The 19,937-nt window shown below is 66.0% G+C and carries 19 protein-coding genes; 10 read left to right on the plus strand and 9 right to left on the minus strand.

All coding sequences use genetic code 11. The annotated features are described in order from the left end of the window. Window positions 1-277 precede the first annotated feature (277 nt). Genes modA through AB1K56_RS06085 form a run of 4 tightly spaced genes read left to right on the plus strand, consistent with a single transcriptional unit; the run spans window position 278 to window position 3,032 of the window. Window positions 278-955 (plus strand): molybdate ABC transporter substrate-binding protein, encoded by a 678-nt coding sequence (gene modA, locus AB1K56_RS06070; protein ID WP_020622151.1) that lies wholly within the window; start codon window positions 278-280, stop codon window positions 953-955. Beyond that, the gene (locus tag AB1K56_RS06075; protein WP_020622152.1) at window positions 933-1,739 is read left to right on the plus strand and encodes an ABC transporter permease; all 807 of its coding nucleotides are present in this window, start codon (window positions 933-935) and stop codon (window positions 1,737-1,739) included. Before modA ends, AB1K56_RS06075 begins: the two co-directional genes overlap by 23 nt. Then, on the plus strand, window positions 1,736-2,473 hold the full coding sequence (locus AB1K56_RS06080; protein ID WP_020622153.1) for an ABC transporter ATP-binding protein: 738 nt from the start codon (window positions 1,736-1,738) through the stop codon (window positions 2,471-2,473). Before AB1K56_RS06075 ends, AB1K56_RS06080 begins: the two co-directional genes overlap by 4 nt. Further along, the gene (locus AB1K56_RS06085) at window positions 2,457-3,032 is read left to right on the plus strand and encodes a hypothetical protein (protein WP_024357654.1); all 576 of its coding nucleotides are present in this window, start codon (window positions 2,457-2,459) and stop codon (window positions 3,030-3,032) included. Before AB1K56_RS06080 ends, AB1K56_RS06085 begins: the two co-directional genes overlap by 17 nt. Before the next feature lie 43 nt (window positions 3,033-3,075). On the opposite strand, the gene AB1K56_RS06090 is transcribed toward AB1K56_RS06085, so the two are convergent. Beyond that, window positions 3,076-3,453 carry a helix-turn-helix domain-containing protein gene (locus AB1K56_RS06090; protein WP_020622155.1) on the minus strand — a complete coding sequence of 126 codons (378 nt, stop codon included), beginning with the start codon at window positions 3,451-3,453 and terminating at the stop codon, window positions 3,076-3,078. A 73-nt stretch (window positions 3,454-3,526) separates the two neighbouring features. On the opposite strand from AB1K56_RS06090, the gene AB1K56_RS06095 reads away from it, so the two are divergent. Continuing rightward, window positions 3,527-3,937 carry a RidA family protein gene (locus AB1K56_RS06095; protein ID WP_043276424.1) on the plus strand — a complete coding sequence of 137 codons (411 nt, stop codon included), beginning with the start codon at window positions 3,527-3,529 and terminating at the stop codon, window positions 3,935-3,937. Between the two features lie 80 nt (window positions 3,938-4,017). On the opposite strand, the gene AB1K56_RS06100 is transcribed toward AB1K56_RS06095, so the two are convergent. The 6 genes from AB1K56_RS06100 to AB1K56_RS06125 all read right to left on the minus strand — a co-directional run bounded on the left by AB1K56_RS06100 (window position 4,018) and on the right by AB1K56_RS06125 (window position 10,799). Continuing rightward, complete coding sequence (locus AB1K56_RS06100) at window positions 4,018-4,503, minus strand: Dps family protein (protein ID WP_020622157.1); 486 nt, start codon at window positions 4,501-4,503, stop codon at window positions 4,018-4,020. A 47-nt stretch (window positions 4,504-4,550) separates the two neighbouring features. Further along, on the minus strand, window positions 4,551-5,504 hold the full coding sequence (locus AB1K56_RS06105; RefSeq protein WP_020622158.1) for a TIGR03571 family LLM class oxidoreductase: 954 nt from the start codon (window positions 5,502-5,504) through the stop codon (window positions 4,551-4,553). Window positions 5,505-5,516: 12 nt separating this feature from the next. Continuing rightward, a complete protein-coding gene (locus AB1K56_RS06110; RefSeq protein WP_020622159.1) occupies window positions 5,517-6,158 on the minus strand; it encodes an SDR family oxidoreductase in 642 nt (213 codons plus the stop codon). A gap of 37 nt (window positions 6,159-6,195) precedes the next feature. Beyond that, window positions 6,196-7,179 (minus strand): MDR family oxidoreductase, encoded by a 984-nt coding sequence (locus tag AB1K56_RS06115; RefSeq protein ID WP_070709079.1) that lies wholly within the window; start codon window positions 7,177-7,179, stop codon window positions 6,196-6,198. Next, on the minus strand, window positions 7,179-7,826 hold the full coding sequence (locus tag AB1K56_RS06120) for a TetR/AcrR family transcriptional regulator (protein ID WP_083325314.1): 648 nt from the start codon (window positions 7,824-7,826) through the stop codon (window positions 7,179-7,181). Before AB1K56_RS06120 ends, AB1K56_RS06115 begins: the two co-directional genes overlap by 1 nt. A gap of 375 nt (window positions 7,827-8,201) precedes the next feature. Then, window positions 8,202-10,799, minus strand: a complete 2,598-nt coding sequence (locus tag AB1K56_RS06125) for an SIR2 family protein (RefSeq protein WP_292775127.1) — start codon at window positions 10,797-10,799, stop codon at window positions 8,202-8,204. Window positions 10,800-11,012: 213 nt separating this feature from the next. Here AB1K56_RS06125 and AB1K56_RS06130 point away from each other — a divergent pair, with 213 nt between their 5' ends. Continuing rightward, complete coding sequence (locus AB1K56_RS06130) at window positions 11,013-11,750, plus strand: DUF4238 domain-containing protein (protein WP_020621998.1); 738 nt, start codon at window positions 11,013-11,015, stop codon at window positions 11,748-11,750. A gap of 85 nt (window positions 11,751-11,835) precedes the next feature. Next, complete coding sequence (gene mobF, locus AB1K56_RS06135) at window positions 11,836-15,381, plus strand: MobF family relaxase (protein ID WP_371204943.1); 3,546 nt, start codon at window positions 11,836-11,838, stop codon at window positions 15,379-15,381. 8 nt (window positions 15,382-15,389) lie between these two features. On the opposite strand, the gene AB1K56_RS06140 is transcribed toward mobF, so the two are convergent. Together AB1K56_RS06140 and AB1K56_RS06145 are read right to left on the minus strand one after the other, a co-directional pair. Further along, window positions 15,390-16,637: a helix-turn-helix domain-containing protein gene (locus AB1K56_RS06140; protein ID WP_070709077.1), complete on the minus strand. Its 1,248-nt coding sequence runs from the start codon at window positions 16,635-16,637 to the stop codon at window positions 15,390-15,392. A 57-nt stretch (window positions 16,638-16,694) separates the two neighbouring features. After that, window positions 16,695-17,690 (minus strand): DNA-processing protein DprA, encoded by a 996-nt coding sequence (locus tag AB1K56_RS06145; protein WP_020624280.1) that lies wholly within the window; start codon window positions 17,688-17,690, stop codon window positions 16,695-16,697. A gap of 203 nt (window positions 17,691-17,893) precedes the next feature. Here AB1K56_RS06145 and AB1K56_RS06150 point away from each other — a divergent pair, with 203 nt between their 5' ends. From AB1K56_RS06150 to AB1K56_RS06160, 3 genes are all read left to right on the plus strand, one after another. After that, window positions 17,894-18,268, plus strand: a complete 375-nt coding sequence (locus tag AB1K56_RS06150) for a hypothetical protein (RefSeq protein WP_020624281.1) — start codon at window positions 17,894-17,896, stop codon at window positions 18,266-18,268. A gap of 146 nt (window positions 18,269-18,414) precedes the next feature. Then, window positions 18,415-18,672 carry an AlpA family transcriptional regulator gene (locus tag AB1K56_RS06155; protein WP_020624282.1) on the plus strand — a complete coding sequence of 86 codons (258 nt, stop codon included), beginning with the start codon at window positions 18,415-18,417 and terminating at the stop codon, window positions 18,670-18,672. After that, on the plus strand, window positions 18,665-19,846 hold the full coding sequence (locus AB1K56_RS06160; protein WP_070709082.1) for a tyrosine-type recombinase/integrase: 1,182 nt from the start codon (window positions 18,665-18,667) through the stop codon (window positions 19,844-19,846). The genes AB1K56_RS06155 and AB1K56_RS06160 overlap by 8 nt, the downstream gene beginning before the upstream one ends. The last annotated feature ends 91 nt before the right edge of the window (window positions 19,847-19,937 follow it).

A 19,937-nucleotide genomic window follows, 5' to 3' on the forward strand; every position in this document is an offset into this window, starting at 1 on the left:
GGCTAGGGAGCCGGTCCCAGCGGGTGAGGTCGGAAGCGGCGAGACAGCAGAGAGCAGACAAAGCCCAGCAGTCGCAGGCCATTCTCACGACCTCGGCTACGGGAGGCTTGAGACAGGTCGGCAACTTCGTTCGCCTGACCGACCGTCTTTCAGAGGAGTTCCTGTCGTGCGTGCCCCCTCCCTCCTTGCGGCAGCCGCAGCGCTCCTTCTGCTCGCTGGATGCTCATCGCCCGGCACGGGAAGCGACGAATCGGATGTCGGGGCAAGCAAGGACGACATGACCTCCGGAACGGTGACAGTGTTGGCCGCAGCCTCCTTGACCGACGTGATCGACGTCCTCGCCGAGAGGTTCGAGGACGCGAACGCAGATGTCGACGTGGTCGCCAGCTATGGCGGATCGTCGGCGCTCGCCGAGCAGATCGTCTCCGGTGCCCCGGTGGACGTGTTCTTCTCAGCGAATGAGGCGACGATGCAGTCTGTTGTCGACGCAGGCCTGGCCGCCGATCCGGAAGTGCTCGTCACGAACACGCTGCAGATCGCGGTTCCCGCCGGGAACCCTGCAGGGATCACCGGTCTCGCCGACTTCGCACGGCCTGAGCTGACAATCGCATTGTGCGACACCGCGGTGCCGTGTGGAGCCGCAGCGCAGTCCCTGCTCGACCTTGCTGGTGTTCAGGCCCAACCGGACACACTTGAGGAGGACGTGCGTGCCGCACTGACGAAAGTCTCTCTGGGTGAGGCCGACGCCGCACTGGTCTACGTGACCGACGTCGTCGCAGCAGGGAGCGCGGTGGAAGGCATCGATGTGCCTGAGGCGCAGCAGGTGATCAACAACTATCCGGTCGCCCTTCTTGCCGAGGCACCGAACCCCGACGCAGGACAGGCGTTCATCGACTACCTCCGCTCCGATGAGGCACGTCAGGTCTTCGAGCATGCAGGCTTCGCGGCCCCGTGAACGCCGGCAGCCGGTCATCCTCGCCCTCGGGGTGATCGGTCTCGCGCTGCTCGTTCTCCCGCTGCTCGGACTCATCCTGCGTGCACCATGGGGCCAGCTGGGCGAACTCTTCGTTCGGCAAGAGGTACTACAGGCGCTCGGGCTCTCGTTACTCACAGCGACGTTATCTACCGGCCTGAGTCTCATCCTCGGTATCCCGCTAGCCGTCCTGCTGAGCCATTCCGTTCACTGGAAGGTCCTGCCGCGCCGCCTCTTGCGGGCGGCGATCACTATCCCGCTGGTACTGCCTCCCGTTGTCGGCGGCATTGCGTTGCTTCTCCTGCTGGGACGGCGAGGCATCCTCGGGCAATGGCTCACGCAGGTCGGCATCACTATTCCTTTCACCACCGGTGCCGTTGTGCTCGCGCAAACCTTCGTCGCGATGCCCTTCCTCGTCTTCGCCGTCGAAGGCGCGCTGCGATCAGCGGACCGCCGCAGCGAACTAGCCGCCGCCTCCCTGGGCGCCAGCCCGTGGCAGATCTTCCGCCTCGTGACGGTTCCGCTGACCGCGCCTGGAATCGCCGCGGGCGCCGTGCTGTGCTTCGCCCGCGCGCTCGGCGAGTTCGGCGCGACTATCACGTTCGCCGGCTCCTTCCCCGGCGTGACGCGCACACTCCCGATCGCGTCGTACCTCGCGATGAACTCGGACCCCGACACCGCGATCGCCCTCGCACTCGTCCTGCTCGCGGTATCACTGGGTGTGCTCCTCGCACTCCGCGACCGATGGCTGCCAGGCACCGCATGACCTTCGAGCTCACCGTCTCCGCACGTATCCCACGCCCCGCCTTCGACGTAGTCGTGGAGCTGAAAGCGGATCCCGGAAGTGTGCTCGCCGTCGTCGGACCGAACGGTGCCGGAAAGTCCAGCGCCATCGCGGCGATCGCAGGCTTCACCGAGTCCCACGGCACGATTCGACTGGGGGACAAGGATCTGGCCGGTCTTCCTGCTGACCAGCGAAGGATCGGCGTCATGTTCCAAGACCTGCTCCTCTTCCCTCACCTCACGGTGCGCGAGAACGTCGCCTTCTCAGCCAAAGTCCGCGGTGGGCGTTGGTCCGCCGCCCGGCGCAGCGCAGACCCCTGGCTGTCTCGCTTCGGAATGGCGGACCTGGCAGAGAGATACCCCAGTGCACTCTCCGGCGGGCAAGCTCAGCGTGTAGCGCTAGCCCGTGCCCTCGCATCCGAGCCGAAGGCACTGCTCCTCGACGAGCCGCTCGCGGCGCTGGACGTGGAGTTCCGGGATGAAGTGCGTGCCGACCTCGGTCTGCGTCTCCGCCAGTTCGCCGGTCCGACGATCCTCGTCACACATGACCGTGAAGACGTCGAGGTGCTCGCTGACGAGGTGATCGTCCTTGAGGCAGGGCGCATCACGCAGCGAGGAAGCCTCGCCGATCTGGCACGAAATCCTGCGACCGCATGGATTGCCCGCTTCACAGGTGCCCAGGGAAGAAGGGACGCAGACGATGTCAGGTACGGATGATGACTTCCTCTTGGGGCTCGCCGGAGTATCGGGAACGATGCTCGGCACGTTCATCGTGGGCGTGTTCTTCTACATCGACTCGGAGATGCACCGCCGACTCGCAGCGTCGGAGGCTGCGGACCGGTATCTCCGTTCGTCGGTCCGCTGGGTCTTCACCGCCTACTCCATTCCGCTCCTTGTTCCGCTCGTGCTCGCGTCGCTTGATCCGCTCTGGGGCGCGCTGAGCTTCATCGTCCTCGGCATCCTCCTGGTAGCGATGACAGTGGAAACAGGACGTCGTATCCTCGCGAGGGGCGGGTCCGGCTCCTCACGCGCTCTATTCGTGAACGAATGGCTCTCGAGCGCCGGCATCGTCATCGCCATGGTCCTGCCATGGACATTGGGAGGCTGGGTGCCCGATCCGACTGAGTTCGTCCCCTCGCTGCTCATCCTTCTCGCGTGCGGCTTCGCGAGCACAGCGGCGCTGGTCATGACGCAGTTCGACGCGACGATGGGCATGGTGGACGCCGTCATGGGAGACAGAGAAGGCGCAAAGCCTGAACATCCGACAGAGAGCTGAGCCGCGCTCTTGCTTGGTCGCGAGGGGAAAGATGTCCCGACGTCTACTGTTCGTCTTCGTCGAAGGCGATGCGTGCGCGTTCAATGTTCGGCAGTTGCTCATCTGCCCAGGCGACGAGCGCGTCAATCGGCCCGCGCAACGTTTTGCCCAAGGCGGTGATCCCGTACTCGACGGCCACCGGCCGCGTGCTGATGACTCGGCGTTGCACGACTCCGTTTCGCTCCAGCCGACGCAACGTCGCCGTGAGGGACTTCTGCGTCACTCCCGGAATCGCACGCCGTAACTCGTTGAACCGACAGGGTCGCTCGCACAGTTCGTTGAGCACGCTGAGTGACCACTTGTCGAGCACCTGGTCGAGCAGCTCGCGATGCGGCGTCGCGATACGCAGCTCGCTTTCGCATACGGCGTCGGTATCGGCCATGAAACCAGGTCTCCTTGAAGTGTCCTTCAACTACCAAGTATCAATAGTAAACCACCAACGAAGAGGACCTTCTATGCCAGTCACACGCTTCAGTCCTGCCGGTCTCCAGCCAGGAACGCCGTATGATCACGTCGCCATTGGCACCGGCACGCGTCACGTGCATATCAGCGGCCAGGTCGCCCGTAGTGCGGAAGGAAAGCCCATCGCGATCAACGATCTCGCGGGTCAGGTCGCGGAGGTTCTCCGCAACACAGCTCGTGCGCTCGCAGGCGCGGGTGCATCCTTCGACGATGCGCTTCGGTTGACCTTCTACGTCACCGAATGGGAGCCCGAGAAGATCGCACCTTTCATGGACGGGATCGCTCGGGTCGCTGAGGAGCTGAAGCTGCCTCAGCCCCTGCCGCCCGCGTCCCTGATCGGGGTCGACTACCTCTTCGAGCCGGACGTTCTCGTTGAGCTCGAAGTCACCGCGATCCTCGATTAGCCCGTGTTGTCCGACTGCACCACGTAGTGCGCGCGGCGCCTCTCACCGGACCGGTGAGAGGCGCCGCTTTGGCAGGTCGGTCAGGCTGCGATGTGAGACACGAGGAACCAGCGGTCCTTGTCGAGACCTCGCTGGATCTCGATCGCGACGTCCTGACTGGTCAGGTCGATGCCGTCGAGGCCATCGACCGCTGCGCGGACGTCGGCGAGGAGCCTGTCGATGTCTGCGATCACCGCGTGCACGAGGTCGTCTGAGTTCGCGAAGCCGGCCGGGACGCTTGTCCCGGAGCTCTTCTCGGCGACCGCGCTGACGCGGGCGTCGAGCGGGAGGCCGAGGGCGACGATGCGTTCCGCTGCCGCGTCGGCGAACTCGCCGGCGTTGCCTGCGATGGTGTCCAGCAACTCGTGGACGCCGACGAAGTTCGAGCCACGCACGTGCCAGTGCGCCTGCTTGGCGTTGATGGTCAGCCCCTGAAGGCCGAGTACGACGGGGGTAAGGAACTGCGCGGTCGCGACAACCGCTGTCGGGTCGCTCGCAGTCGTGGCGATGGTGTCTGTGCTGCTCATATCAATCGTTCTCCCTGCTCGTTTGTTTCTTGTTTCGGTGGATTCGGTCACGATCGGATGTCTGCGCCGGCTGGCTCTGATGCGGTTCGGGCTCGGAGGGCGGGGATGACGTCTTGTCCGATCTCCTCCATGACGTCTTCAACGTCTCGTCGTCCCGGCCGCAGCACGAGGTTGACGTGCACGACCCCTGCCGCTGCCAGTCCGGTGAGGTAATCGGTGAGACCGGTGGTGCCGACCCGTGCACCGAGGCGGATCGGCTCGAAGGGAGCGTCCGGGTTCTCCGCGAGGTCGAGGTAGAGGTTCGTCATGAACGGCTTGAGCGATATCGCCCGCCACTGCGCAGCGACGGCGCGCATCTGCGGACCTGCACGGTGGTACGTCATGTGCGCGTCGAGGTGCTCTGCCGCCCACGCAGGAGACTGCTGCGCGCCACCGATCCCGATCAGTGGAATCGTCCCGTCCGCAGGGGCGGGCAGGAACGAGTCCTGATCGATCCGGCCCAGCGCCGCCTGCGACCAGATCTCACGCAGCACGCGCACACCGTCGCGATAGGTCTCTCCCCGACGATCGAAATCGACTCCGAAGAACGGGTACTCACCCGGCCTGTCGCCCGAGGCGAGGCCGAGCAGCAGCCGCCCACCGGAGAGGACATCCACGGTTGCAGCTTCCTTCGCGAGCGCGACTGGATGCCGCAAGGGGAGCACGATCCCCGCTGTTCCGAGCAGGATGTGCTCGGTCGATGCGGCGAGGTAGCCGAGGTAGGGGATGGGGTCGAAGACCTGTCCGGCGTCGCCGAAGTCACGCGGTCGCCACATCGGCACGTCCCGCAGCCAGAGCGCCCGGAACCCGAGCCGGTCGGCGAGCTGCGCACGCTCCTGATGCCGGGTCAGGTCAGGGAAGAGTCCCTGACCGGAGACGTCTCGTCGGGCGAGATCGTTGTCCAGGGGCAGCTCGATCCCGAGGGACAAGCCGTTCTCGGTGAGCGTGTCCAAAGCGGTCATGGCATGCTCCGTTCAGTACCAGGATGGCTTGTCGCCGTCGGTGCCGGGCTTGTTCACGCCGAGCGAGGCGCCGATGCTGTCGGCCGGGTTCTTGACGAGTTCGGCGACGAGCGCGCCGACGCTCTTGCGGGACACCTCGGTGCCCTGGAAGGGCTCGCCCTTCTGGGTCAGCTCGTAGTCGACCTCGTCGGCGTCCGACAGCCACGCGGGACGGATGATCGTGTAGTCGAGGTTGGACTCCTCGATCAATTTCGCGGCGGCGCTGTACGTCTGCAGGTATCCGCCGTCGAGCATCCGGTGGTTCCACTTGCCGTACTCACCGGGCACCTCGTCGTAGATGCCGAGGGTGGAGATCCAGATCAACCGTCGTGTTCCCGCGGCGGTCAGCGCTGCGACGACGGCGCGGGCCTGAGCTTCGATGTCGCCTCCGCCGAGGTTCGCGTAGACGATGTCCTGTCCCGTGGCGGTGCGTGTGAGGAGTTCGTTGTCGAGCACGTCGCCCTCGACGATCTGGACGCGGTCGCTGGGAGCATCCGGCAGGCTCTGGGGGCGACGCAGGTAGAGGGTCAGCTCGTTGGCAGGCTCCTCGAGAAGCGCGGCGATGGCGTGTCTTGCGATACGTCCGCCCGCTCCGAGCACGGTGATCTTCGTCATGGTCTTCCTCTTTCGTTTGTGTGGTCTTGGGGGATGGTCAGCGGTTCACGTCGACGACGATCCGGCCGCGGATGCGGCCGTCCAGAAGGTCATCGGCAACGGAGAGGGCCTCGCTCAGGCCGACCTCGCGGCTCATCGCGGGCAGCAAGTCCAGGTCGAGCTCGTCGGCCAGGCGGTTCCACGCTGCGACGCGCTTGTCGCGGGGCTGGGTGACGCTGTTGATGCCGAGCAAGCTCACCCCGCGCAGGATGAACGGTGCGACAGTGGCGGGCAGATCCATGCCCTGTGCGTTCCCGCATGCGGCGACGGCGCCGCCCGCCTTCGTCCCGGCACAGGCATTCGCAAGGGTATGGCTACCGACGGAGTCGATCGCAGCCGCCCAGCGTTCCTTGCCGAGCGGCCGGCCCGGCCCCGACAGCTCTGTCCGGTCGACGATCGTCGTGGCGCCAAGGCGGCGCAGGTAATCGGCTTCAACGGGACGGCCGGTCGACGCAACGACCGAGTAGCCGCCGCGTGCCAGCAGCGCGATCGCGAACCCGCCGACCCCACCGTTCGCGCCCGTGACAAGGACGTCACCCGAATCAGTGGTGAGGCCGTGCGACTCGAGGGCCATGAGGGAGAGCATGGCCGTGTATCCGGCCGTGCCGATCGACATGGCCTGCCGCTCCGAGATCGCATCAGGAACCGGCACGAGCCAGTCCGCACTCACGCGAGCCCGCTGGCTGAGACCGCCCCAGTGCGTCTCGCCGATGCCCCAGCCGTTCACCAGCACCCGGTCGCCAGGCGCATAAGAGGGGCTGTCGCTGTGTTCCACGACACCGGCGAGGTCGATCCCGGGCACCATCGGGAAGCGACGCACGACCGGAGCCTTTCCCGTGATCGCGAGGGCATCTTTGTAGTTCAGGCCGCTGTACGACACGCGCACCGTGACGTCACCGTCAGGTAGCTCACTCTCATCGAGTTCGCGCAGCGCTGCCTGGTATCCGGCATCGGTCTTGTCGATGGAGATTGCGCTGAACATCATGCTCTCCCGGGATGGATGCGGACGGATGCGAGGTAACCGGCGAAGAACACTTCCATCGGCCGGACGTCGCGGGTCAGGCGGGCGCGAAGGATCGCGCCTTCCCAACCCACCCAGAAGAACGACGCCAGTTCGTCGCAGTCGGAGCCGGGCGGGATCTCGTCTGCGTCTGCGGCCAGTTGCAGGCACGCCGCGACGCGACGTTCCCAGTCGCGCAGCACGTCTTCGAGCGCTTCCCGGTAGCCGTCGGGGAGGGTGGAGACCTCTTGGCCGAGATTGCCGACTAGGCACCCTCGTTCGAAGTCATGCCGTACCATGCCGGCCTTGGCATCGTCCACGAACCGCGTCAGGCGTTCCAGCGGCGACGGCCCCTCTTCGAGCAGCCATCGGTCGAGCTTGCGAGCGAAGTAGTCCGCATACCGTTGCAGCACCTCGAATCCGAACGCGTCCTTGCTGTCGAAGTAGTGGTAGAAGGAGCCCTTCGGCACGCCGACACGCTTCAGGACCGCGTCGATGCCGGTCGCGCTCATGCCCTGCGTTGTGAGGACTTCCATGCCGCAGCGCAACAGCGCCTCGCGCGTGTCTCCGTGCTCGCGAGGGATCTTCGGGGGGCGCCCTCGGCGAGGTCGAGTTGCGATGTCGGTCATGAGAGCGAATTTAGACCGACCGTCTCTAAATAAGTACAAGTGCGCGCAGAGCATGCAGAGATCGGCCATCTGGTGCAGTAATCGGCCAGTGCGCTTGCCACTAGCTCAATGTCAGACGGGAGAGTCGTCATCGAATCCATGGCGCAGGCGATGGATGCTGCGCACCCGCTGTGTGCCCGCGGAGACTCCCTGCGGACTGTTTCGCCCTAACCTCGCGTTGGACTCGCTGGAGTTCCTCTCCGACGTCACCTCAGAGCCACCACGCCTCTTGCAGATCGAGGTTGAACGCTCGGAAATCGCGGATTTAGATCTCCGACAGCGGGACGGGCGACTCGACCGCCTGGCTCTCCCTACAGAGAACGCGTCCGAAAGCGTTCACTGGATCGGGAACTCCTGAAGCTCCATGATGACGCCACGGATCGCCATGACAAACTCGACCTGAGAGACGCGATCTTCGTTGGGCAGGTCTTCCGCCACCTGTTCAAGCCACGAGTCGATCCATGCTTCGGCCTTCGCATCCCCGGGCGCCATCTTTGCGAGATAGGCAAGGGCTCTCCACACGCGGCCTTCGTCCCCGATTCGAGAGGCGAGGAGGGCCGATTCGAAGAGCATGTTGGCTGCTGCCTGCTCCTCGCCGGTGAGATAGCACGCGACGCCGTAGTTGCAGAGGTGTATGACCGCCGGGATGCCGCCTATACCGAGGATCTGATCCGTCACGAGCTCCCAGAGACGAAATGCCTCGTCGTGGTCGCCGACTGCGAAGAGCATCCATGCTGCATCGTCGAGCATCACTGCAGCCGTCGGCGCAACGGTCTGCGCAACATCACCGGCCATGTTGAGCAGGTCGAAGAACCGCGCATAGTCTTGCACGCGTTCCTCGCCGCTGACGGCCCAGCCGACGAACTGATAAGCCATCCCTGGAGCGATCGCCTCCAGAGTGCGCATATGGGTTCTGAGGTCGTCGTCGTCGGAATGCATCGCCAGGGACGGGTCACCCATTAGCTGGCGATCGATCTGAGACGCGAGCTGATCAAGCGCTTGGCTCTGGCCAACGTACAGGGTCGGCTGGCCGAGCCAGTCGACGGGAGGCGGTGGCCAATGAGCCAGGACGCGGCGGACCTGCCCAATTGCTAGCGCATCGAGTTGGCCGACGATCGTCCCTGTCGATGCGTGCAGGATCTCCTTGAGCGTCGTCAGGAAGTAGCCGGTGCCGCGCGTGCCCGACCAGGACGTGGCGGCTCCCAGAAGCCACTTGAGCGCCGCTGACGTGTACAGATTTCGTCGCAACGGGTATTCACTGGCAGCTGAGAAGTTCAGGGACTCGAGATCGGACGACCAGTTCAGCGCCTCAAAAGAGTTGGTGGTGCGCGCCAACTGCTCGGCCACGCCGATGGCGTCGAGAAGATATCCGGCCGGAAAGTAGTCAGGCTGCGTCCACCGAGTTCGGTCGATCACGACTCGGTTCCCTCGTTCGTAACAAATCGCGGACCTGATGAGGTCCTCTACAGTCCTGCCTTGTCTTTCGGCTACGAGGAACCGCCTCAATGCGTCTCGATCGACCGAACGGCGTATGTGCTCGAGGATGCCGCCGGCGGAGGAAGGAAGCACGAGAGCCCGCGCGGAGTATGTGAGCGGCTCGAATCCTGGAATCGAGTCGGCGTGAACGTCGGAGACAACCCAGATAGCCGCATCATCTGGAAGAGCGGTTGCCAGCACCGCCAGCGCTTGTGCCGAGCTCTGGTGCTGGAAGGCTTGGGCGAGGTTGATGACGATTCGCGCTCGCAGGCCGGCAAGAGCCGCGAGCGAATGTTGCGCGCGGCTCGCTTCGACCACCTCGCCGGTCGTTCGAGCGACCCACCCAGTGAGCGCGCGAATCAGCGACTCGTCGTTCGGCAACGTGTCTGCCTGATCCAGCGCCAGAGTCACTACGGATTCCGACTGTTCAGCGGCGAGCGCCGCCAGTGCGCGGAACGCCCGCTCCGCGTGGTCGTCGGCTCTGACCTCGACGAGCCGGAGTTGGGTGTCCCGAATCGAGGCTTTCAATCGACCGACATCGGCCTGCGCGGCGCTGCCCGCAAGTGCCCGCGCATCGACCTCTGCTGCGCCGTGGATGAGGCCCGTCACCACCTGAAAGGCCGGGAGAAGCACCGTCTCAATGAGCGGAGGTTGCCCAGCCGCCAGTTCGTACAACTGCGAGAGGATCGCTGCGGCGCCTTCATGGCGGAAGAGGACGAAGGCGTCCGGGCCTCCGCACTCCTGCTGAAGTGCCTCCACGATGCCGACGTTCGACTCGGATTCGTGCTTGAACACGCCCCAATAGACCCGGGCGAGCGTGCCAGAGTCGAGAAGGTCCCGAACAAGCTCGCGAATCGGTGCATCCAGACCCGAGTGGCCGAGCACCAGCAGTGAGGAGCCTGGCCGGAACCGCAGTTGCGACCAGTCCCGCAGCCAGGCGTGGTGCCGGGCCATCTCTTGGTCGCTGTGGGCGGTTACGTCGAAATGGAGATCGCCGTGCAGCTTGATGATCTGGATGCTCTTCGACGACTCTGCGATCGCGCTCGGCGAACCGAGCATGCTCACGATGATCGGGCGGTCGGCGAGCGAGACACAGGCCTGCTCGAGCAGATGATCGAAGTTCGTAGTGAGCAACGGCCCGACCGTGAAGTCACGGCAGAGTAGAGCGATCGTTTGGTTCGCGGCACCAGCAGATTTGCGGCTGCACATGCTGCGAAGGAAGGCCCCCCGCTCGTGATCGGTGGGAAACGCCGACGCCATCGCGTCCTGATACGCTAATCCGCGATCTGTGACTAGCCCATGGCGCTCAAGTAGCGCGACGACGCCGCCTGCTGAAGGCACGCCCGACTCAATCGACACGCCTGCCCCTGTCAGGATCCCGAGTGGCCGTCCGTCGCGCAGACGGCCAGCCACCTGGACGAGCACGTCATGGCACATCCACCATTCAGCATCTGCCATTGCGGTTTCCCCAATCTCGGCGCGGTCTGGCACACCAATCCTGGCTCGGACACCTGCGATGCACCAGGTTCGATGGTGGCAGCTTCGCCCCTGCCGAGCCCTATCAGGAAAGTCGTGTCTTCGTCCTGAGCTGAATTGCACCTTGCCAGAGAAGCGCCTGAGCGAGAGACCATGTCACTGGAACGAATTTCGAGACGTTGACGAGGAGGCGCAATGGCTGTGAGGCGCGCACACATGGTGTCTAAGGGCTACCTGCAGGCATGGGCCAACGACGAGAAGCGGGTATCAGTCATCGACTGTCAGAACGATCGAGGTTTTACTACTTCGGTCGATAGCGCGACGGTCGTCAGCTATGTGTACGATCCGCAGGTCTTGACTGTGGATCTGGAGGCGCGCTTCGCAAAGACGGAGGCGGCTGGTATCAAGGCGCTGAATGTGCTTCGAGCGCAGGAAACGCTCACTTTGGAGATGCAAATCGCTGTCATCGAGTTTCTGGACATGCATCTCGAGCGAGGGCGCTACGCAGATCAGGCCGCCGTTACGACGCCGGCCGTCATCCTGAAGGTAGGCGGCGAAACTGAGAAGACGAATCTGAAGCTCGGAGACCGGCTGCTCCTTTCGAGGAACATGGAGGGGTTCTTTCGTCTTCGGGATCTGTCACTTGAGCTCTGGCCATGGCGGATCTATACGAGCGACCTGCTCGTAACAGGGGATGGTGCGGTTCTGCTCTTCAGAGAGACCAGAGACAGCGAGATCTGCACAGTGACCTTCCCGATCTCGCCGACGCAGCTACTCGTCATCGGTCGTGAAATCGACGTGAATCTCCAGATAAACGAGTTCATAATGCGAAACTGTCGGCGATGGGTCGTCGGTGCCATTGGTGTTCTCACACAGGATCCAAACCGCATAAAGGCTGCGCGCACCGGCGCCCCGTTAGCCGACGGGACCTGACGACTGATACACGCGCCCTTCCTGCTCCGGCGCATGCGACGCCGTAGCGTCACGCGAGTCCCACCTTTCTCACATGACGGTCTCGATGCGCGTGATGTCGGCGGGCGACGGTTACAAGTACCTGCTGCGCACCGTCGCGGCCGGCGACGGCGACAGGTCGCTGTCCACCCCGTTGACGCGTTACTACAACGCCGAGGGCACCCCGCCGGGTCGCTGGCTCGGTGCCGGGGTCGCCATGCTCGGCAGCGGGCGGATCAGCGCAGGCGATCAGGTCTCCGAAGCCCAACTCCAGCTCCTCGTTGGTATGGGCCGTGACCCGATCACCGGGGAACCGCTTGGCCGTGCGTATCCCGAGTACCGAACCGTGGCCGAGCGGATTGAGGCGCGCAGCGGGGCGCTTGATCCGTCCCTCGGGCTGGCGTCACGCGCGGAGGCGCTCGCGGCGATCGAAGCGGGGGAGGCCGAGCGTGGGACGCGCCGGGCCGTCGCGGGGTTCGACTTCACGTTCTCGATCCCGAAGTCCGCGAGCGTGCTGTGGGCGGTTGCGGATGCCGGGACGCAGACGTTGATCGCGGACGCGCACCATGCGGCGGTTGCGGAGGTCGTTGCGTTCATGGAGCGGGAGGTTGCAGCCACGCGCGCGGGCGCAAGCGGCCGCGACGGCGCGGTTGCACAGGTCGACGTCGCAGGTCTGATCGCCACCGCGTTCGACCACTACGACAGCCGGGCGGGCGATCCCCATTTGCACACGCACGTCGTCATCAGTAACAAGGTGCAGACCGTCCTTGACGGGAAATGGCGGAGCTTGGATGGGCGGCCGATGCACGCGGCTGTCGTCGCGCTCTCCGAACTGCACGAGGCGGTCTTCGCGGACCACCTCACCCGAATGCTCGGCGTCTCGTGGGAGGCGCGGGATAGAGGCCGCGACCGGAACCCCGCCTGGGTGGTCACCGGGGTGCCGGAGGCACTGGTCAAGGAGTTCTCCACTCGTGCCCGGCACATCGACGCAGAGACCGATCGCCTTATCGAGCGTTACGTCGAGACGCATGGGCGCCGGCCGTCGCCGGCGACAATCATGAAGCTCCGCGCCCAGGCCACGCTCACCACTCGACCGGAGAAGGAGGTGCAGTCGCTGGCCGCCCTCACGGCTTCTTGGCGGGAACGGGCCGGGAGGGTGCTCGCGTCGGATGCGACCTCGTGGGCGCGCGGCGTGACGGCGAACGAGGAGCCGTTGCTGCTGCGCGCCGACGACGTGCCTTTGGACATGATCGACTCGCTCGGGGCAGACGTCGTGGCTACGGTCGGGGAGAAGCGCTCCACTTGGCATCGCTGGAACCTCACCGCCGAGGCCGCTCGGCAGACAATGGCCTACCGGTTCGCGTCGACCGAGGATCGCGAAGCCGTCGTCGGAATGGTCGTTGACGCTGCCGAGGCGGCCTCGCTGCGCCTGACCCCGCCGGAGCTCGCATCCAGCCCGGCGGAGTTCCGCCGCTCGGACGGCACGAGCGTGTTCCGTCCGAAGCACTCCGCTCTGTTCTCCTCCGAGGCGCTGCTGGCCGCCGAAGACCGCCTCCTCGAGCGCGCCCGCACCACCACCGCGCCGACGGTGCCGCTGACCACCGTCGAACGAATCACGAAACGCCCCGACAGCAAGGGCCGGATGCTCGGTGACGACCAGGCAGCCGCGCTGACGAAGATCGCGCTCTCAGGCCGGATGGTCGATGTACTGGTCGGCCCGGCCGGTGCGGGGAAGACGACAGCGATGTCGGCATTGCGACGGGCATGGGAGCGCGAGCACGGGCGCGGCAGCGTGGTCGGGCTTGCGCCGTCCGCCGTCGCCGCGCAGGTCCTGGCCGATGACCTCAGCATCCAGACCGAGAACACGGCCAAGTGGCTCGACACCCACGACCGCACCGGCGAGACGTTCCGCAAGAGACAGCTCGTCATCGTCGACGAGGCGTCCCTGGCGGGCACGCTCTCCCTCGACCGCATCACCACCCTGGCGGCGGAGGCCGGGGCGAAAGTACTGCTGGTCGGGGATCACGCCCAGCTCCAGTCCGTCACCGCCGGAGGCGCGTTCTCCTTCCTCGTCCGCGACCGCGACGACGCCCCGGAGCTGGTCGACGTGCACCGGTTCGTCAACGTGTGGGAGAAGACCGCCTCGCTCGCGCTGCGGTACGGCCGTACCGACGTCATCGACACCTACGCCGAGCACGGCCGCGTGATCGGCGGGGAGTCAGAGGAGATGATCGACGCCGCCTACACCGCCTGGCGTACGGACACCCTCGACGGGCGAGCCAGCGTCCTCGTGACCGACTCCAACGAGTCCGTCCAAGCGCTCAACAACAGGGCGCGGGCCGATCTGATCCTCGACGGCACCGTCAACGCCCGCCGCGAGGTCGAGCTGCACGACGGCACCCGTGCCGCGGCCGGGGATACCGTCATCACCCGCCGCAACGACCGCCGCCTTCGCGCCGGGCGGTCCTGGGTCCGCAACGGCGACAGATGGACCGTCACCGAGGTCCGCGACGACGGCGCCCTCACCCTCCATCGCGCCGGGCGCACGTGGGGCGCATCGGTCGTGGTCCCGGCCGAGTACGCGGCCGAACATCTCGACCTCGGCTACGCCGTCACTTCCTACCGGGCGCAGGGCATCACGGTCGACTCCTCGCACGTCCTGGCGGATGCGTCGATGACCAGAGAGACGTTCTACGTCGCCATGACCCGTGGCCGCGAAGAGAACATCGCCTACGTCGCCGTCGATAAGCCCGACCCCGCTCACGACGGCCCGCACCCCGGCGACAACGAGGATGCGTCCGCCCGGTCGGTGTTGTTCGGGGTGCTGCAGCACGTCGGCGCCGAGCTGTCGGCGCACGAGACGATCACCGCCGAGCAGGACACCTGGGGCTCCATTGCGCAGCTCGCTGCCGAGTACGAGACCCTGGCCGCTGCCGCACAACACGACCGCTGGGCCGCACTCATACGCTCGTCGGGGCTCAGCGACGACGACGCAGACGACGCGATCGCTTCACCCGCATTCGGCGCATTGACCGCCGAGCTCCGCCGGGCAGAGGCGAACCAGCACGACGTCGAGACCTTACTGCCGCGCCTCGTGGGAGCACGCGGGTTCGGGGACGCCGATGACATCGCGGCCGTCCTGCATTACCGCGTCGCTAAGGCGACCGGCCGGCCGGCGGGGTCCGGTCGCGCGCGGAAGGCGCCACGCTTGATCGCAGGCCTCATCCCCGAAGCCACCGGCACCATGCCATCGGAGATGTGGCAGGCACTGGCAGAGCGGCGCGACCTCATCGAGACCCGGACCAATGTGCTCCTCGACACTGCGCTCACCGAGAAGCACGAGTGGATCATGAAACTCGGCGTCCAGCCGAAGCAGGCGCGAACGGCCCGCGCATGGCGGAACGCCGCTCGCACCATCGCTGCCTACCGTGACCGCTACGGCGTCACTGGGCTTGCACCCCTCGGAGCACGCGCCGAGACCGAGACGCAGAAGCTCGACGCCGCCCGCGCCCGCGCCGCGCTCGACCGGGCACAGAACCTCGCCCAGCCCGAACAGCCAGAGCAGGAACGCGCTCGGCGCACCGGGCCGCAGCGCGTCAGGCCGTCGTTGTAGTGGCCCAGCTACTCGGTTCGATCTGGTGGTTGGATCATTCGTACGTTCGAGACGCCGCCCTGGTTCACGCAGTCCTGAGCGAGGTCGTGAACGCCCCAGTAGAAGTCAAGATCGGCAGCCGAAGCGTTCACGGTGCTCTCGACGGGTATGTAGCGGTGCAACGGCGTGGAGACACCGCCGTAGGAGTGACCGAAGTTGTCCACAGTCAGGATCACGAGGGGCTCTGAACCGGTCCACTCGATCCCGACGCGCACGTCGTACTCGTCGTTGCCCGTCGCGTCAGCGGTCGCTCGGATGAGAGCCATCAGATCTGCGACGCCGCACTCGACCGCGTCCGACTGGACCTGCGATCCCTCGAAGTACCCGTCGCTACTCATGCGGTGGCCGCCGATTGCGGCTGCGAGCGTAACTGATCCGTCGTGGTGGAGACTCGCCCATGCTTCCTTCCACAGTGATCGGTCGCCTGTTGCGGTGTTGACGGCGACCCAGCGGCGCAACCCCGGTCGTGGATTGTGACGGTCGACGTTTTCCAGCGGGTGCACACCGCCACGTCCGGCGTAGAGCAAGGCGAAGCCTTCCGCTTTGGTCAGCACGTCGCGCGCGCCATCGCGCGTCAGGCGGTTGTGGAGTCGAGGGACACGCGGGTGGGCGACAGCGATCAACCAGGCGCGTTCGCTCGTCGCCCGCCCGCCCGCGGTCTCGGCATACAGGTTGTCGAGCGCTTCGCTGGCATGGCGGCGTTCATCGAAGCGAGCTCGGTACATCGCCTCAATCTGGCGTTCCTTCATCCACACGGTGTCGGAGTCGTTGCGCACCGGAGCGCCGAAGTAGTCGTTACGGTAGATCAGGTGCGGCCCGTCGAGGCTTGCAGGCACTTCCACAACGACAGCGCGAGCCCCCTCAACTCCGAGACGGTGCACGTTGAGTCCGAAGACAGGCGGGGAGATCGCGGTGATCGCCGCGGAGCGCAGGGATCGCTCGTACGCTTCATCAAACTCGCCGACGTCGACCCGCCCTGTCGCGGCCTTCTGCGACTCGCGTACTCCGAACACGATGACACCGCCGCCGCTGTTCGCCATCGCTGCAACGTCCTTGGGGAAGTCCGTTTGCGATAGGCCCTTCGCCGGCGGCAGCTCTGACTTCCAGTCCAGATCGTTCGTCTCCACGACTCCGCTGCTCACCGCCGCATCCAGCAGCTCGTCCGTCAGCGGTCCAGGAGCGACTCCGAGGGCGCGATGCAGAGCGGTGAAAGTCATGACCCCCAGCGTAGGGATCACCCGCGACAACTGGCGGTGACGCCGACCGAAGGCCGCCTACAGCGCGCACCCCTCCCGGCGCGCGGACGGGGTGATGGCCGACTCACGTGCGAGTGCCTTCCCGCTCACGCCTGCGGGCGGGTCGAGGAGCGCCGTGACGTCTGTGGCATCGGTGATGAGTGACGCGATGCCTTCGTGCAGGAGCCGGTGCGTCCCAGCACTGGAAACGCTGGTCACCGGGCCGGGCACGGCGCCGACTGGACGGCCGAGCTGCGCGGCGCGAGCGGCGAGGTTGAGGGAGCCGGAGCGGTAGCCGGCCTCCACGACGACGGTCGCACCGGAGAGGTCACCGAGGATGCGATTGCGGGCGAGGAACCGCCACATGGTCGGCGCGGAACCGGGTGCCATCTCGCTAGCGAGGAGCCCGAGGTCTCCGACTCGTTCCAGCAGCTCGCGGTTGCCGGATGGGTAGAGGCGATCCAGACCGCCGACCATGACGGCGAGAGTCTGCCCGCCAGGAGCGAGCGCGGCTCGGTGTGCGGCTGCGTCGATGCCGTAAGCGCCGCCGGCCACGATGATCCGCCCTGCATGGGTCAGGTCGGAGGCGAGTTCACCTGTGATGTGCTCGCCGTAGCTCGTGGCGGCGCGGGCACCGGTGATCGTCACTCGATCGCTCAGCGTGGCGCTGAGGAACGAGACCGTGCCGCGCACCCACAGCACGGTCGGGGCGCGCTCGCCCAGGTCGTTCAGTGCGGTCGGCCAGTCACGGTCGCCGGGGATGAGGATGTGCAGTCCGAGGCGGTCGGTCTCCGACAGTGCTTGCGTGACCGTGCGGGCGTCGAGGCGTGGGGAGACTTTGTTACGCCACAGCCCGGCGTCGACCGAATCGACCTTCTTCGGGAACGCGCCGGTGCCGGCCGCCAGGCGCATGGTCTCGACCGCGCCAACCGCCGCGATGAGCCGGCCGGTCACCGCGTCGTCGGGCTCCAAGGTCGCCGCCAGGGCGACCCGTGCGGAGCGTTCGTCCTTGGCGAGAGAAGTGATCGTGACCATGCCGGCTCCTGTCCGTGTGTGCCAGGCAGGTGCGCGAGCGCCGTCCGAACGAGCAGGCGCACCTCTTACGGATGTCGCCGGGGAGTCGTACCCTGGGAGCGAGGCAGATTCCTCCTTGATCTGGCGTCTCTCTGTGGACAGGCCCTCCGGCCACTCTCTACGCACTGTCTCGTCACCTGACCGTGCCACGAGAGGACAACGCCATGATCCGGCTGCTCTGGGCGCTCAGCGCCCAAGCCCGCTACTACCTGCGGCGCTACATGCCCACCAACATCGCGCTCGACGCGATCCGCACTCGCCGCGGCCTGAAATGGGGCATCCCCGCGATGCTCGTCGCCGTGCCGTACTTCCTCGCCGCGAACTACTGCCTCACACTGATCGAGCATGGCGGTCCCGGGTGGTTGAACCTCCTCGTGCTCGTGTTCTGCTGGAATGCGCTCAAGTTCCTCATCATGGGTCCGATCAGCCTCGTCCTCCTCATCCGCGCTCGACTAGAGGAGTCGGCAACCCGACGCCGCGACCGTCGTGCGCTTCGGCCGATTGAGCCTGCTGAGCCGACAACGGCGCACGTGCGATAGGAACTGCGCGGCGACCTCGCCCGTACCGTTCGAATAGCGACGCGGTTACGGCCTGCGGTGATTCGCGTGCCCGGCGGCGGGCAATTCGACCGAGGGAGTAGAGGCGGGGGAACGGACCCGCTCGTTCGTCCTTCGAGACTGGAGGGATGAATCACCACCCGTCCAGCCCGCACGGCCTGGAACCGCTCCTGAACATCGACGAACTCGCCGACTACCTCGGCGTGCCCGTCTCCACCATCTACGACTGGCGCACCAACGGCAAAGGCCCCCGCGCCTACCGCTTCGGCAAGCGCATCATGTTCGGTATCACCGACATCCGTGCGTGGATGGACACCATGCGTGAGCCCGCCGCCTCTACCGGCGCGGCTACCTTTCCTGGAGCGGGGGAGGGTGCGCGTGGGTAGGCCCCGCACGCCGATCGGCACCTTCGGAGTCATCGCCACCCGTGTCCAGCCGAACGGCAACCATGTCGCCCGCGCCCGGTACCGGGACTGGGACGGCAGCAACCGGCTCGTGCAGGCCACCGGTGCTTCACGCGCTGCCGCGGAGCGCAAGCTCAAGCAGAAGCTCGCCGAACGCTCCCTCTACCAGCCCGGATTCAACGGGATGAGCGCCGACAGCCCCTTCCCGGAACTCGTCGCCTACTGGCTGGAAGACATGGAGATAGAAGACCGCCTCTCACGAACCACCAGGCAGCTCTACGAGCGGGACATGCGTGCCCTTGTTCTCCCGGCGTTCAAGGACCTGACCCTTCGCGAGATCGGGGTCGCCCGCTGCGACTACTTCCTTAAGCAACTCGCCAGACGCAGCTACAGCCGTGCCAAGCACGCCCGCGTCGTCCTCCGCCTCGCACTCGCGCTCGCGGTCCGTCACGAGATCCTTCCTCGCAACCCGATGGATCACGTCTCCCGGCTGCACCGGAAGAAGACCATCCCGGACGCGTTCACGATCGGCGAGGTGCAGGACATCCGTGCAGCGATCAAGGCGTGGGAGTCACGGCGGATACTGGCGGGACCGAGGCCGGATCGGCAGCTCGGGCAGATCGTCGAGGTCATGCTCGGCACCTCCGCCCGTATCGGCGAAGTCCTCGCCATCCGCCTCCAGGATCTCGACCTGGGCGGACCGATCCCGACGGCGCGGATCGCCGGGACGATCATCAGCCGCAAGGGTGAGCCGACGCACCGGCAGGGCCATCCGAAGACGGATCGCTCGGTTCGCCGCGTCGCCCTGCCGGCGTTCGCGCTGCATGCCATCCGCTCGCGCCTACTGCGTAGCGGCGACACCGAACCTCACGCGCTCCTGTTCAGCACGAGGGTCGGGACGCCGCACACGACGAACAACATCCGCAGGCTCCTGCGCGACGTGATGGACGCTGCCGGGATCGAGAACGTCACTCCACACCGCTTTCGCCGCACCGTCGCCACGGTCGTCAACGACGCGCAAGGCGCGCTCCTCGCTTCGGAACTCCTCGGGCACACCGACCCGCGGATCACGATGCAGCACTACATTCACCGAGATGAGACTGTGAACCCCGCCACCGCCGAGTACCTCGAGCGAGCTTTCGGAAGAGCGGGGTGAGGACCCGTGCGCACGAAGCAAATTAGAAGACACAAGACACGCTGGGAGTGAAAACTAGTGCGCAACTTACTGACCTGGGTGTAGGCTGACC

Origin of the sequence: Microbacterium sp. BWR-S6Y, from assembly GCF_041379845.1 — a bacterium.
Lineage (GTDB): Bacteria > Actinomycetota > Actinomycetes > Actinomycetales > Microbacteriaceae > Microbacterium > Microbacterium hydrothermale.